Source organism: Stenotrophomonas sp. ZAC14D2_NAIMI4_6 (assembly GCF_003086875.1).
Taxonomy (GTDB): Bacteria; Pseudomonadota; Gammaproteobacteria; order Xanthomonadales; family Xanthomonadaceae; genus Stenotrophomonas.
The window spans coordinates 537,911-551,905 of the sequence record NZ_CP025996.1; the positions used below are offsets into that span (position 1 = coordinate 537,911).

Annotated in this window: 9 protein-coding genes; 7 read left to right on the forward strand and 2 right to left on the reverse strand. The window is 67.8% G+C overall.

The features are described from left to right. The 5 genes from C1933_RS02375 to C1933_RS02395 all read left to right on the forward strand — a co-directional run bounded on the left by C1933_RS02375 (window position 1) and on the right by C1933_RS02395 (window position 6,366). The gene (locus C1933_RS02375; RefSeq protein WP_108752036.1) at window positions 1–675 is read left to right on the forward strand and encodes a hypothetical protein; all 675 of its coding nucleotides are present in this window, start codon (window positions 1–3) and stop codon (window positions 673–675) included. A 16-nt stretch (window positions 676–691) separates the two neighbouring features. Continuing rightward, on the forward strand, window positions 692–2,368 hold the full coding sequence (locus C1933_RS02380) for a CsgG/HfaB family protein (protein ID WP_108754711.1): 1,677 nt from the start codon (window positions 692–694) through the stop codon (window positions 2,366–2,368). Between the two features lie 165 nt (window positions 2,369–2,533). After that, window positions 2,534–4,183 carry a M28 family metallopeptidase gene (locus C1933_RS02385; RefSeq protein ID WP_108752037.1) on the forward strand — a complete coding sequence of 550 codons (1,650 nt, stop codon included), beginning with the start codon at window positions 2,534–2,536 and terminating at the stop codon, window positions 4,181–4,183. A 163-nt stretch (window positions 4,184–4,346) separates the two neighbouring features. Beyond that, on the forward strand, window positions 4,347–5,606 hold the full coding sequence (locus C1933_RS02390) for a histidine kinase (RefSeq protein ID WP_108752038.1): 1,260 nt from the start codon (window positions 4,347–4,349) through the stop codon (window positions 5,604–5,606). Further along, window positions 5,596–6,366 (forward strand): LytTR family DNA-binding domain-containing protein, encoded by a 771-nt coding sequence (locus C1933_RS02395; RefSeq protein ID WP_108752039.1) that lies wholly within the window; start codon window positions 5,596–5,598, stop codon window positions 6,364–6,366. Before C1933_RS02390 ends, C1933_RS02395 begins: the two co-directional genes overlap by 11 nt. 72 nt (window positions 6,367–6,438) lie before the next feature. On the opposite strand, the gene C1933_RS02400 is transcribed toward C1933_RS02395, so the two are convergent. After that, window positions 6,439–7,053, reverse strand: coding sequence for a hypothetical protein (locus tag C1933_RS02400; RefSeq protein WP_108748360.1), 615 nt, complete (start codon window positions 7,051–7,053; stop codon window positions 6,439–6,441). A gap of 309 nt (window positions 7,054–7,362) precedes the next feature. On the opposite strand from C1933_RS02400, the gene C1933_RS02405 reads away from it, so the two are divergent. After that, window positions 7,363–8,289, forward strand: coding sequence for an oxygenase MpaB family protein (locus C1933_RS02405; RefSeq protein WP_108752040.1), 927 nt, complete (start codon window positions 7,363–7,365; stop codon window positions 8,287–8,289). A 359-nt stretch (window positions 8,290–8,648) separates the two neighbouring features. On the opposite strand, the gene C1933_RS02410 is transcribed toward C1933_RS02405, so the two are convergent. Then, on the reverse strand, window positions 8,649–10,760 hold the full coding sequence (locus C1933_RS02410) for a M13 family metallopeptidase (protein WP_108752041.1): 2,112 nt from the start codon (window positions 10,758–10,760) through the stop codon (window positions 8,649–8,651). 279 nt (window positions 10,761–11,039) lie between these two features. Between C1933_RS02410 and C1933_RS02415 the strand changes: the two genes are divergently transcribed. After that, window positions 11,040–13,991, forward strand: a complete 2,952-nt coding sequence (locus C1933_RS02415; protein WP_233614817.1) for an EAL domain-containing protein — start codon at window positions 11,040–11,042, stop codon at window positions 13,989–13,991. Window positions 13,992–13,995: the final 4 nt, after the last annotated feature.

Below are 13,995 nucleotides of genomic sequence, written 5' to 3' on the forward strand. Positions count from 1 at the left end.
ATGATCCGCACTACCGCTCTTGCCGTGGCCATTGCCGCCGCCACCCTGTCGATGCCGGCCCACGCTGGCCTGGGCAAGCTGAAGGATCTGGCCGGTGCCGCCACCGGCACCTCCGCCAGCGCCTCCAGCGCCGCTGCACCGGACGAAGCCGCGCAGGAAGCGCTGGTGCGCCGTTTCGTCAGCTCGCAGTCGCATTCGCTGCAGGCGCAGACCTCGTTCGCACGTGCCTTCGGCCTGGCCGAGCAGGTGCAGCTGCTGGAAGCCGAGCGCCAGGCGCTGTCGTCCGGTTCGGTGAGCGTGGATGCCATGAAGAAGTCCGTCTCGGTGAGCGAGTCGGCCCAGGCCGCCATCGATGAGCGCGTGGCCGCGCAGCCGGAACTGAGCGCCGAATCGAAGCAGCACTACGCCGAAGGCCTGGTGTCGATGCTGGCCTCGGCCGCCGAAGCACAGAAGCTGGGCGGCGAAGCCGGTAACTTCACCGCGGGCATGAAGAACCTGGGCGCCACCCAGCTGGCCACCGTGGGCCGCAAGCTGGCCGCCGGTGCCTGGGTGGCCAAGGAATCGCCGGGCTTCATCAAGGGCCTGTACAGCTCGTCCAAGTCGGCCGTGACCTTCGCCAAGAAGAGCAAGGTGAAGGTGCCGTCCAACGCCGATTCGCTGCTCGACAGCCTCTGATCGCAGGTCCATGTCCATGCGCACCACTACCCGACTGATCGGCCTGGGCCTGGCCGCTGCCTTGCTGGCGGCCTGTGGCGACAAGGAAGCCCCGGCGGCGGACACCGCGCCGGCCCCCGCCAAGGAAAAGGCGGCCAGCGCGCTGGCCAGCAACGCACCGGCCGATGACGCGCCGTTGCGCGGCACGCCGGATTTCGGCGGCACCACCCAGGTCGCGCGCGAGGCCGACGGTATCGGCAGCACGCCGGAACTGGCGGTGCTGGCTGCCTTGCAGTCGGCGGTGGCGCAGGTCAATGGCGTGCGCGTGGCCAGCCAGATGCAGGGCCTGCGCGCAGGCCTGCATGTGGACGTGGATGGGGAACACGTCGGCGATATCCGCGCCGACGCGTTCACCCAGCAGATGATTGCCGGTTCGCAGGGTGCGGTGCTGGGCTATGAAATCCTGTCGCAGGACGAAGTGCGGCAGCTGGATGAAGAGACCATTGCCCGCGTGCGCGCCAGCGATGAAGGCTGGAGCTTCAAGGGCTCGGCCTCGGCCAGCGCGTCGGGCCAGGCCTCGGCGAAGGCCTCCGGCGGCGGTGGTTCGGCCGAAGCCAGCTACAAGGAAAACTACGAAGAGAACGTGCAGGTGGACGCCAAGCGCGGCGCCAGCTCGTTCGATTCGGACGTGACCCACCGCAGCATGCGCAGCTACTGGAAGGTGCGCGTGCGTGCACAGATTGCCCAGTACCGCGCGCCGGACGAACAGGGCAAGCCGAAGATCGTGGTGGCCCTGCCGCGCACCAAGTCCGGCAGCTATGCCGTGGGCGATGGTCGCGTGGATGCCGGCGAAGTAGCCGATGCCATTCGCGCGCGCCTGTCCGATACGCTGACCCAGACCCAGCGCTTCATCGTGCTGGACCGCGAGTTCGGCGATGAGTTGCAGGCCGAGATCGACCACATCAACAGCGGCAACGTGCGCCTGCAGGACACTGCACGCATCGGCCAGCAGTTGGCGACCGATCTGATCCTGATTCCCACCATCGAACGCTTCGAGTACCCGCGCAGTGTGCGCAACCTGCGCATGTCCGATCGCCAGGTCACCTCGTATTCCGGTGGCGGCCGCATCACCCTGCGCCTGGTCAACGCCACCACCGGCCAGGTGGTGATGTCCGACAGCTTCGACCACCAGCTGGCCTCGACCGGCCCCAGCACGCTGCCGCGCGTGGTCAACGGCCGCAACATGGCCGCCTCGATGATGGAATCGTTGTCCGGGCAGATCGGCACGACCATCGTCACCACGTTGTTCCCGGTGTCGGTGGTGTCGGTGGACGGCGACCAGGTGGTGCTGAGCCAGGGCGGTGAAACGCTGCAGGCCGGCCAGCGCTGGCAGGCCGTGCGCCTGGGCGAAGAACTGAAGGACCCGCAGACCGGTCGTTCACTGGGCCGCAGCGAGCACCCGTGCTGCACCATCCGCGTGGATCGCGTGGCCGCGCAGACCTCATACGGCACCATCGAAGACGGTGTGGACGCCACCCGTGGTGGCTTCCGCCCGGGCCAGATCGAGCTGCGGCAGAAGCTGGGCAGCAAGTCGGCCACCGCGGCTGCCACGGCAAGCGCATCGGCGGCACCGGCCGCCAGCGCGCGCCCGACGGCCAAGCCCAAGCCCAAGGCCGCTGCCGCTGCCGCACCGGCAGAAGACCCGAACTGGTAAGACATCGCGCGGGGTCAGATCCCTTTCCCATCGGGAAAGGGCTCTGACCCCTTCGTGTTACCAGAGCGAGACGTCAGTCGAGCATGGCTCGACTCTACAGGGGGGCGGGGCGCAGCCCTGCCGAACCCCTTACACTCCGGTAGGTTTGTCCTGCTGGAGAGAGCAATGAAACGAGTGGCACTGGGCCTGCTGGCCCTTTCGGTAAGCAGCGCATTGATGGCGGCCACGCCGAAGTTCGATGGCGCGCGTATTTCCGCCGATGTGAAGGAGCTGGCCTCCGACGCGTATGAAGGCCGTTCGCCGGCCACCGCCGGCGAAGAGAAGACCATCGCCTACCTCAGCAAGCAGTTCGCCGACGCCGGCCTGCAGCCGGGCGGCGACCTGAAGGATGGCAAGCGCCTGTGGACCCAGGCCGTGCCGCTGCTGAAGGGCGATATCGTCGGCGCGCCGCAGTTGGCGCTGCACCAGGGCGGCAAGACCGTGGCGCTGCAGCAGGGCAAGCAGATTGCCGTGCGCGCGGCCATGAACGGTGCCAGCGCAGTGGATATCAGCAAGGCACCGCTGGTGTTCCTGGGCTATGGCGTGAAGGCGCCGGAGCGCAACTGGGACGACTTCAAGGGCGTGGACCTGAAGGGCAAGATCGCCGTGGTGCTGATCAACGACCCCGACTTCGAGACCGGCAAGGGCGACTTCGACGGCAAGGGCATGACCTGGTACGGGCGCTGGCCGTACAAGTACGAAGAGGGTGCCCGCCAGGGCGCGCTGGGCGTGCTGATCGTGCATGAGACCGCGCCGGCATCCTACGGCTGGGCCACCGTGGCTGGTTCCAACACCAACACCATGTTCGACGTGGTGCGTGACAACCCCGCCGACACCCATCCGACGCTGGAAGGCTGGATCCAGCGCGATCTGGCGGTGGACCTGTTCCGCTCGGCCGGCCTGGATTTCGAGGCGCTGAAGAAGAAAGCGCAGCAGCGCGACTTCACCCCGGTGCCGCTGACCGGCGCCAGCCTGGATGCGAAGTACGCGGTGAAGACCGAGGTGATCACCTCGCACAACGTGGCCGCGCGCCTGGAAGGCAGCCGCCACCCGGACGAGACCATCGTCTACAGCGCGCACTGGGACCACATTGGCGTGGGTGAGCCCGATGCCCGTGGCGACCGCATCTTCAACGGCGCGCTGGACAACGCCAGCGGCACCGCTTCGCTGCTGGAACTGGCCCGTGGCTTCGCCAAGGGCAAGCGCCCGGAACGTTCGGTGCTGTTCCTGGCGGTCACCGCCGAGGAAAAGGGCCTGCTGGGTTCGGAGTACTACGCCACCCACCCGCTGTACCCGCTGGAAAAGACCGTGGCGATGATCAACATGGACGGCATGGCCCCGTTCGGTCCGTCGCGTGATTTCGGCATCTACGGCACCGCGCGCTTCGAGCTGCTGGACCAGCTGAAGGACGTGGCCAAGGGCTGGGACATCCGCTACACCCCCGACCCGAAGCCGGAAGCGGGCCTGTTCTTCCGTTCCGACCACTTCTCGTTTGCCAAGCGCGGCGTGCCGGCACTGTCCTGGTCGGCCGGGCAGGACTGGGTGGACGGTGGCGTGGCGGCGGGCAAGAAGGCGTCCGACGATTACACCGCCAAGCGCTACCACCAGCAGGGCGACGAGTGGCAGCCGGATTGGGTGTTCGCCGGTGCGGCACGCGACCTGGAAGTGCTCTACACGCTGGGCAGCCAGCTGGCCAACTCGCGCAGCTGGCCGAACTGGAGCACCGACGAGTCGTTCCGCGCCGTGCGTGACGCCAGCGCCGACCAGCGCAAGTAAGGCAAGGCGGGGTGCTGCCCCACCACCTACCGGTAGCGCCGGGCCATGCCCGGCGTTGCTGTAACAGCTTCCATCCCCGCTTTCCGGGGCTTCGTCGCAGGCCGCTTGTCTGCCCGGCGCGCCGGCCTATGCTCGCCTCACCCCTTCCCACCAAGGCACTGCCGTGTTCGCCAGCCTTACTCTCATTGTCCGTCATCTGTTGGCCTGGGCCGTGGCGTTGCTGGTGGCGGGCATGGTCTGGAGCGGCATCTTCAGCGGCATGAACGATGGCCCGGGCTGGATCTTCGGCCTGCTAGCGATGTTCCTGATGATTACCGCGCTGGGCAGCGCCATTACCCATGTGCGCCGGGTGTGGATGGTGGCCGGCAAGCTGGACGGCAGCACCCTGTCTGGCCGCCAGCGGCGCCAGGTGGAACTGCCCATGGACGCCGGCCAGGCCTACGCGGTGGTCGAGGCGGCGGTGGCCGAGCTGCCGCGCGTGGAAGACGTGGAAAATTCGGCTGGCAGCCTGCAGGTGCGCGCCTACGTGCGCCGCGTGGACCCCTGGAATGGCCGCCAGCCCTCGCGCTGGAATCTGCCGGCGCGGCTGGCGATCAAGCGCAACAGCGTGCAGGCCACGGTCACTCCGGGGCAGGGCACCAGCACGGTCACCCTGCTGTTCGAACCCGATGCCGGTTGGTGGGCCGATCTGCTGGCGCTGGATGAAGGCAGCAACTACGAGAACGCCGAAGCGGTGACCCGCGCGATCAGCCGCCGGGTGGCCGACCAGCGCCGCGACGAACAGGCCGCTGCCGAACAGACCCAGGTGGAAAAGGAACTGTCGGTGGCACGCCTGAACCTGCTGCACGCACAGGTGGAACCGCACTTCCTGTACAACACGCTGGCCAATGCACAGGTGCTGACCCGCACCGATCCAGGCCGCGCCGAGCAGATGCTGGGGCACCTGATCCAGTACCTGCGCAGTTCGCTGCCGCAGGTGGATGAATCGGTGTCGACCCTGGGCGTGGAGCTGGAACGCACGCGCGCCTATCTGGAAATCCTGCGCATCCGCATGGGCGCGCGGTTGGCGGTGGAAGTGCAGGTGCCCAACGAACTGCAGGGCGTGCACCTGCCGGCCATGGCCCTGCAGACGCTGGTGGAAAACGCGATCAAGCACGGCCTGGAGCCCAAGCCGGGTGGCGGCACGATCTGGATCCTGGCGCGTGGCTTCGATGACCACGTGACCGTGACGGTGGCCGACGATGGGCTGGGCTTCGGCCAGGGCACCAGCGGCACCGGTATCGGCCTGAAGAACCTGCGCGAGCGCCTGCGCCTGACCTGCGGCGAGCAGGCCGGCGTGGCGATCGTGGCCAACTTCCCCTCGGGCGTGGCCGCTACCATGACCCTGCCGCAGCCGGCCAAGGAGCGCACCCATGCCGCTTGAAGCCCTGATTGCCGAAGACGAAGAACTGCTGCGCCAGGCACTGGTGGACCAACTGGCGCGGCTGTGGCCGGAACTGAAGCTGGTGGCCGCGTGCGAGGACGGCGCCAGCGCGCTGGAGCAACTGTCCGAGAAACAGCCGGACATCGCCTTCCTGGATATCCGCATGCCGGGCATCAGCGGCATCGAAGTGGCCCGTTCGCTGTCCGAACTGAGCCCGCGCACGCAGGTGGTGTTCGTGACCGCCTACGACCAGTACGCCATCGATGCGTTCGAACAGGGCGCGATGGACTACCTGCTGAAGCCGGTCAGCGATGAGCGCCTGCTGGCCACGCGCGAACGCATCCTGTCGCGCCTGCCATCCACGCGCCAGGACGATGCCGTGCTGGAGCGGTTGCTGCAGCGCCTGGGCCCGTCGCAGGCGCAGCCCGAGCGTCCGCCGCTGGCCTGGATCACCGCCAGCAATGGCCGCGAAACGCAGCTGATCATGCTGGATGACGTGGTCTATTTCCGCGCCGACAACAAGTACACCACGGTGGTGACCGCCGAGGGCGAGAGCCTGCTGCGCACGCCGCTGCGAGAGCTGCTGGAGGCGCTGGACCCGCAGCAGTTCCGGCAGATCCACCGTTCCACCATCGTGCACATGAAGGCGGTGGCGGCGGTCAGCCGCGACGATACCGGCAGGGGCGTGCTGCGCCTGCGCCAGCGCCCGGAAACGCTGGTGGTCAGCCAGCCGTTCATGAGCCTGTTCCGCGGCATGTAGCAGGCGCCAGAAAGAACAATGCCACGGTGGCAGTGCACGGTGGCATTGTGGCTCCCCCCGCTTTCCGGGTGATCAGAACGCCGGTTGCAGCGTCATGTCGTGGTGGTGTTCGGTCTCGCCCACATGATTCAGGCGGCCCACCAGTTCCGAGTGCTGCTTCATGCGCCCGATCTCGGTCATGATGCGGATGTCTTCGTGGCGCAGTTCGCGCCTGGCGGTGACCGCCTGCTTGTAGTCCAGCACTTCCGGATAGTGCTCGGCCAGGTCCAGCGCTTCGGCCACGCATTCCACGCTGTCGGCACTGGAGCTGATGCGCGCGCGGCTGTTGAAGGCCTTCATCCAGCGTTCGAAGCCGGCGGTATGGTCGAACATGTTGGCCATGAACCAGATGACGAACAGGATCGACACCCACGAGCCGAACACGATCACCACGCGGGTGAAGGTGATATGGAAGTCGTCGCGCCACAGGTAGTTGGCGATCAGGCCCAGGATCAGCAGCGACGCTGCCTGCCAACCCACGATGGAGGCCATCAGCCACTGGCACTTGGCCTTGGCCAGCACGGCCACCTCGTCGCGGATCTGCTGCTCGCTCAGGTTGCGCCAGTGCGCGACCTGTTTTTCGAACGGGCTGCTGTACAGCTCGTTGTCCCGCAGCAGCATTCCCAAACCCTTGAACAAAGCAATCATGGCTGGCTCCTTTCTGGAACGTGCGTCGATCAGCATTGAACGATGTTGCGGATTCAGTTCTAGCACTTCCAGCGGCCGGTGCAATGGGCGCAAAGCGAAGGGGCGCAAGGGTTTTGCCTGAATGCGTGAAGATTGATGCGGTGCAGCATCGCATTCATAGGCTGCGACAAGATGTCGCAGGGTGAATCGTGCTGCGTGCGCACATGCTGCCGCGGCGCGGTCGTCGGGCTCGCCGCAGGGCGCCGGATCGCCCAGAATCAAGCCGGACCGCGCAGAACCCGGTCGATTCCGCCACCCACTGGACCCCGTATGCCGCCGTTGCTGCACCGCTTGACCCGCCCGGTTACCGCGCCCATCCGCCGCTGGGTACTCGACGCCTTCCCGCGTGGCCAGAGCGGTATTGATTACGACCACCCGCAGGGCGATCCCGGCTGGTTCGGACCGGACAGCATCACCTGGCGCGTGCATGCAGAACTGCCGTCCATGCTGGCCGGCGGGCTGTGCGCGCTGATGCTGCAGACCCTGCACCCGCGCGCGCTGGCCGGCGTATATGACCACTCCAATTTCCGCCAGGACCTGGTGGGGCGCTTGCGCCGCACCACGGCCTTCGTGGCCGGCACCAGCTACGCGCCCAGTGGCGAAGTGGAAACGCTGGTGGCCAAGGTGCGCCGCATCCATGCGCAGATCCGCGGCCGCACCGCACAGGGCCAGGCGTATGCGGCGGACGATCCGCACCTGCTGACGTGGGTGCACGTGACCGAGGCCTACGGCTTCCTGCAGGGCTACCGCCGCTATGGGCGCGAGGTTCCCGAAGCGATTGCTGACCGCTACTACGACGAGTACCGCTGCGTAGCCGAAGCGCTTGGCGCAGTGGACGTGCCGCGCAGCGAGGCGGAAGTGGCCGCGTACTTCTGTGCGCGCCAGCCCGAGTTGATGGCCGATGCGCGTTCGCGCGAAGTGCTGGAGGTGCTGTCCGCGGTGAACCTGCCGGTGCCGATTCCGGGGCTGTCACGCGCGGTGTTCCTGGGCGCCGGTGCAGCGCTGTTGCCGGACTGGGCCGAGGCGATGCTGGAACGCACGACTGCCCAGCGTGCGCAGGCGGCGGCTTCGGCGAAGCTGATGCAGGGCATGGCGCCGCTGTTCCGCCGCGCATTGCCCGATGGCCTGGCCACCCGGGCGTGCGCACGCATGGGCGTGCCAGTGGACGTATTGCGCGAGTGGCCGGCTGCGGGGTGATCCACGCTACGCGTGGACGGCACCCGGCGCCCCGTCTTGGGTAGGTGCCAACCTGGGTTGGCACAGCGTAGATCCACGCCATGCGTGGATGGGTGCCGGAAGGATCGTGCCAACCAAGGTTGGCACCCACCGACAGCGGGTGATGCGCGGCAAATTGTCTTTGGTAGGTGCCAACCTTGGTTGGCACAGCGTAGATCCACGCCATGCGTGGATGGGGTGCCGGAAGGATCGTGCCAACCAAGGTTGGCACCCACCAGAGGATGGGGTTGGCACCCACCAGAGCATGGGGTTGGCATCCACCAGAGCATCCCGCCCCCCGCAAACGAAACGGGCGCCTCGCGGCGCCCGTTCGCATCAAATCACCACACCTTGACCCGCTTTTCCGGGGCCAGGTACAGCTTCTGGCCGTCCTTCACTTCAAACGCCGGGTACCACGCATCGATGTTGCGCACGGTCAGCGCACGGAACTGGCCCGGTGCGTGCACGTCGGTCAGCAGCGAATTGCGCAGTGCCTGCTCGCGGCTCTTGCTGCGCCAGGCCTGGGCGAAGCCCAGGAAGAAGCGCTGGTCCGGAGTGAAGCCTTCCAGGGTCTGGCCCGGCTTGCCCTGCAGCGACAGCTGGTAGGCATCGTAGGCGGTACCTAGGCCGGCCACGTCGGCGATGTTCTCGCCCAGGGTCAGCTTGCCGTTCACGTGCACGCCCGGGAACGGTTCGTAGCTGCTGAACTGCGCGGCCAGCGCATCACCGGCGGCGTTGAACTGCTTCAGGTCTTCGGCCGTCCACCAGTTATGCAGCTTGCCGGTGGCATCGAACAGCGCGCCGGCGTTGTCGAAGCCGTGGCTGATCTCGTGGCCGATCACCGCGCCGATCGCACCGTAGTTCACCGCATCGTCGGCGGCACCGTCGAAGAACGGCGGCTGCAGGATCGCGGCCGGGAACACCAGGCGGTTTTCCAGCGGCACGTTCATCGCATTGATGGTCTGCGGCAGCATGGCCCACTCGCTGTGGTCCACCGGCTTGCCCAGCTTGGCGATGTTGCGCTCGTACTCGAAGCGTTCGGCACGCTGCGCATTGCCCAGCGGATCGTCGCGGCGGATCTCCAGGCCGGTGTAGTCACGCCACTTGTCCGGGTAGCCCATGCCCACGGTCAGGCCGGCCACCTTGGCCTTGGCGCTGGCCTTGGTCTGCGGTGACATCCAGGCCAGCGCGTCGATGCGCTTGGCGAAGGCGGCAATGATGTTCTTTGCCATCTCGTCGGCGCGTTCCTTGGTCTTCGCGTCGAAGTGCTTTTCCACGTAGCGCTTGCCGATGGCTTCGCCGACGGCGTGGTTGGCATCGTCCACCGCGCGCTTCCAGCGATCGCTCTGCTGCGGGGTGCCGCTGAGCGCGGTGCCGTGGAAGGCGAAGCGGGCGTCGGCGAAGGTCTTGGGCAGGTAGCTGGCGGCACGGTCCAGCGCGTGGAAGGTCATGTAGTCCTTCCAGGCATCCAGCGGCTCGGTGGCCACCAGCTTGGACAGGCCGGCCACGGCCTTGGGCTGCCAGACGATGAAGTCCTGCTGCTGGCCCAGCTTGGCCGCTTCCAGGAACGCGGCCCAGTCCATGCCCGGCGCCTTGGCGCTGAAATCGGCCTGGGTCCAGGGGTTGGCGCCCTTGGTTACGTCGTTGGTTTCTTCCTGGGTGGCATGCGCCTGGGCGATCTTGGTTTCCAGCGCCAGGATGCGCTGCGCCTTGCCGGCCGGGTCGGCCACGCCGGCCAGCTGCAGCACCTTGGCGATGTAGGCCTGGTACTGCTTGCGCAGCTCGGCCATGCGGCCATCGCCCAGGTAGAAGTCACGGTCGGGCATGCCCAGGCCACCCTGTACCAGATAGGGCGCGGTGCGGTCGGGCTGCAGCAGATCCACCGACACCCACAGGCCGAACAGGCGGTCGGTGTAGAAATTGGTGGCGTTCAGCAGGTCCACGTCGGCGCGCATGTCATCGCCCAGTGCACGGGCCAGGCCGGCCTTGTCGGTGATCGCACCGATGGCCTGCAGCTGCGGCTGCACCGGGGCCAGGCCGCGCTTCTCAATGCCGGCTTCATCCATGTAGGCGGCGTAGTAATCGCCGATCAGCTTGTCATCGCCGCTGGCCTGCGCGTTGCCGGCCGCACCTTCCAGGATGGCGCGGGTATCGGCCTGGGTCTTTTCGGCAATCACGTTGAAGCTGCCGAAGCGCGAACGGTCGGCCGGGATCTCGGTGTTCTTCACCCAGCTGCCGTTGGCGAAACCGAAGAAGTCATCGCCGGCGGCGATGCTGCGGTCCATGCCGCTGGCATCGAAGCCGAAGCTGCCCAGCATCGGCTTGGCGGCAGCCGGCGCGGCTTCGGCGGGGGCGGCCGTACCTGCCGCCGGCTCGGCCGGGCGATCGCAGGCGGCCAGGGACAGGCTGGCGAGAATGGCCAGCGCCAGGGTGGGACGGCGCAGCTTGGACATGGACTTCTCTTGCGACGGAAAACCCCAAGTCTAATCCTCTGCGGCAGCGCGGGACGCGCGCCAGCACGGGTTCGGGTGTGCGCGATCTGGCTGAACACGCGCCGCCGCGCTTCACGCAGTCATCGCGCTGGTGCATGCTGCGGGGTAGGGACCCACACAGGGAATGGCCCGCGGAGCAGGTGCAGGCGTCAAGAATGCCGCGCTGCGGCCGCTCTGGTCGGGGATGTGGAGGAATCGTTCGCGCATGAAGCCAGCTGTCTGCACAGGGAATACCGACCGATGCCCGCGCTGAAACGGGCGTTGGCCCGGCCGTTGCGTGCCATCACCTGGGGCGGCGTGGCGCTGGGCGTGCTGCTGGCCGTGGGCATGGCGGCCATGCTGGCCAACGACCACCAGCGCCGGCTGGAGGCTGCGCAGCGGCAGAGCCGCGCGCTGGCGGTGGGCAGTGAACGCCTGCTGGCGCTGGAGCTGCGCAACCTGGAACGGGCGCTGGCTGGGATTGCCGGCGATGCCGCCGAGCTGTTCAGCAACGTGCCGGCGCAGGCGCCGAAGCTGCTGGATGCGGCCATTGCCGGGGTGCTGCAGCGGCACGCCGAACTGCACAGCATCGTGGTGGTCGATGCCTACGGGCGCGCGCTGACCGGCGGTGCCGACGAACTGAAACTGCCGCTGTGGGCCGACCCGCAGCGGCGCGGGCAGGGCAGCGCGCTGTACCTGGGGCCGCCGCAACGCGCCGACGATGGCACCTGGGTGGTGCCGCTGGCTTTGCCGATGGCCGACGACCGCTGGCTGCTGGCGCGGCTGCGCTGTGGCGAGCTGCAGCGCATCATCGGCGGGCTGGACGTGGGCCCGAATGGCATGGTGTCGATCACCGATGCCGACGGCTTCATGCTGGCGCGCGTGCCCGATCCGTATGGCACGGTGGGCCGCCGCTACACCCTGCCGTACCGCAACCTGGTGGGCGGACCGGCGGTGGTGGAGCTGGGCAGCTTCCCCGGCGTGGTCGACCAGATTCCACGCATGTCCACCATCAGCACGCTGGAACACAGCCCGCTGGCGGTGCAGGTGGGGCTGGCCGATGCCGATGTGCTGGCCGCGTGGTGGCCCTACCTGCATGCGGCGGTGGCGATCCTGCTGACCTACGTGCTGGTGCTGCTGGGCCTGCTGTTCGCGATGCGCCGCAGCACCCGCAGCCAGCAGTGGATGGCGGCCGAACTGCGCACCGGCCACACCGAACTGCGCATGGCCCACCAGGTGGGCCGGGTCTGCACCTGGTACGTGGACGAAGACGCCGCGCTGCTGCACTGGTCGCCGCTGGCGCGCGAGATCTTCGGCGTGCAGACCGATGCCCTGCCGGTGGCCGAGTTCTTCGGGCGCGTGCACCGCGAAGATGCCGAACGGCTGCAGCACGCGTTCCATGAAGCGTTCGCGCGCGGCGCGGTGCTGGATGAAATGTTCCGCCTGGTGCTGCCCGGCGGCGATGTGCGCTGGGTGTCCGCGCGCGGGCAGCGGGTGGAACTGGCCGACAGCCAGCGGCGCATGATCGGTGCGCTGACCGACGTGAGCGAGCGCCATCTGGCGCGCGAACAGATGAACCAGGTCGAGCGCCGGTTCCGCCTGCTGTTCGACCGCAACCCGGCGCCGTTCTGGGTGTTCGATCCCGATACGCTGCGCTTCCTGGAAGTGAACGAAGCGGCGGTGCTGCAGTACGGCTACACGCGCGAGGAATTCCTCGGCATGAGCATCCTGGACATCCGCCCGCGCGAAGGCTGGGAGGAAGTGAAGGGCGCCATTGCCCGCGCCCGCGTGGGCGAACTGCAGGATGCGGCCGTGCGCATGCACCGGCGCAAGGATGGCTCGGTGTTCGAAGTGCGTGCGCACCTGTCCAAGCTGGATTTCGACGGCCAGCCCGCCTGCCTGGTGCTGGCCGAAGATGTGAGCGAGCGCTTGGCCTACGAGCGTGACCTGGCCTACCGCGCGCGGCACAACCCGGCCACCGGCCTGTTGAACGTGCGCGCCCTGAGCGAACAGCTGGACAGCCAGGACCGCGGCTACACCATCGCCTATGTGCAGCTGCGCGGCCTGCAGCTGGTGGCCGATACGCTGGGCCGTGACATCGGCGATGCCATCCTGCAGTCGATGGCCGCGCGCCTGGGTGGGTTGGGCGCGCGCTTCGGCACGCTGGCCTTCCAGCCGGCCGAAGACTTCGTGCTGGCCATTGCCCCGCAGCACAACACCCAGTCGGTGCTGGACGATCTGCTGCAGATCGTGTCGGCGCCGATGCGCGGCAAGGATTCGCTGCACCAGTTCGAGCCGCGCATCGGCGTGGCCGTGCGCGAGGAAGGCGATGCGCTGCGCGCCGAACAGGTGGTGGGCATGGCCGCGCAGGCGGCACATGCCGGCCGCGTGGAAGGCAACGTGGTGGCCTGGTTCGATGCGGCCGTATCCACCCGCTTGGCCGACCGGCTGCGCCTTGCCGGGCGCATCCATGCGGCCATCGACAACGAATTCCAGCTGTATTTCCAGCCCATCCGCCACGCCAGCGATGGCAGCCCGGCGGCGCTGGAAGCGCTGCTGCGCTGGCCGCAACCGGACGGCAGCTTCATTCCGCCCAGCGAGTTCATCCAGCTGTGCGAAGACACCGGGCTGATCCTGGCGCTGGGCCGCTGGGTGATCCGCGCCGCCGCACAGGCCCAGCGCCAACTGGTGGCTGCGGGCTGGGGCGAGCTGCCGATCGCGGTGAATGTGTCGGCGGTGCAGTTCTTCAACAGCGACCTGGTGGCCGAGTTCGCCCGCGCACAGGAAGATTTCGGCCTGGCCCGCGGCGCGCTGCACGTGGAGCTGACCGAAAGCAGCCTGATGCGCAAACCGGCGCAGGCCATGCAGACCATGCGCCGCCTGCACGAGCAGGGTATCTGCGTGTCGCTGGATGATTTCGGTACCGGCTATTCCAGCATGTCCTACCTGCAGCACCTGCCGCTGGACATCCTGAAGATCGACCGCAGCTTCGTGGCCGACGTGGAAACCAACCCGCGCAACGCCTCGATCTGCCGCGCGCTGCTGTCGCTGGGCCACAGCATGGGCCTGACCATCATTGCCGAAGGCGTGGAAACCCCGGGCCAGCTGGACTGGCTGGCCGCGCACGGCTGTGACCAGGTGCAGGGCTACCTGCTGGGGCGGCCGGCACCGCTGGAAAAGATCATCCAGGCGCTGGACGAAGTGGTTGCCTGATCGT

Coding starts and splice junctions, on each gene's coding strand:
- C1933_RS02410 (WP_108752041.1), bottom strand. CDS start 10,760: ATGTCCAAGCTGCGCCGTCCCACCCTGGCGCTGGCCATTCTCGCCAGC.
- C1933_RS02415 (WP_233614817.1), top strand. CDS start 11,040: ATGCCCGCGCTGAAACGGGCGTTGGCCCGGCCGTTGCGTGCCATCACC.
- C1933_RS02400 (WP_108748360.1), bottom strand. CDS start 7,053: ATGATTGCTTTGTTCAAGGGTTTGGGAATGCTGCTGCGGGACAACGAG.
- C1933_RS02380 (WP_108754711.1), top strand. CDS start 692: ATGCGCACCACTACCCGACTGATCGGCCTGGGCCTGGCCGCTGCCTTG.
- C1933_RS02405 (WP_108752040.1), top strand. CDS start 7,363: ATGCCGCCGTTGCTGCACCGCTTGACCCGCCCGGTTACCGCGCCCATC.
- C1933_RS02375 (WP_108752036.1), top strand. CDS start 1: ATGATCCGCACTACCGCTCTTGCCGTGGCCATTGCCGCCGCCACCCTG.
- C1933_RS02385 (WP_108752037.1), top strand. CDS start 2,534: ATGAAACGAGTGGCACTGGGCCTGCTGGCCCTTTCGGTAAGCAGCGCA.
- C1933_RS02395 (WP_108752039.1), top strand. CDS start 5,596: ATGCCGCTTGAAGCCCTGATTGCCGAAGACGAAGAACTGCTGCGCCAG.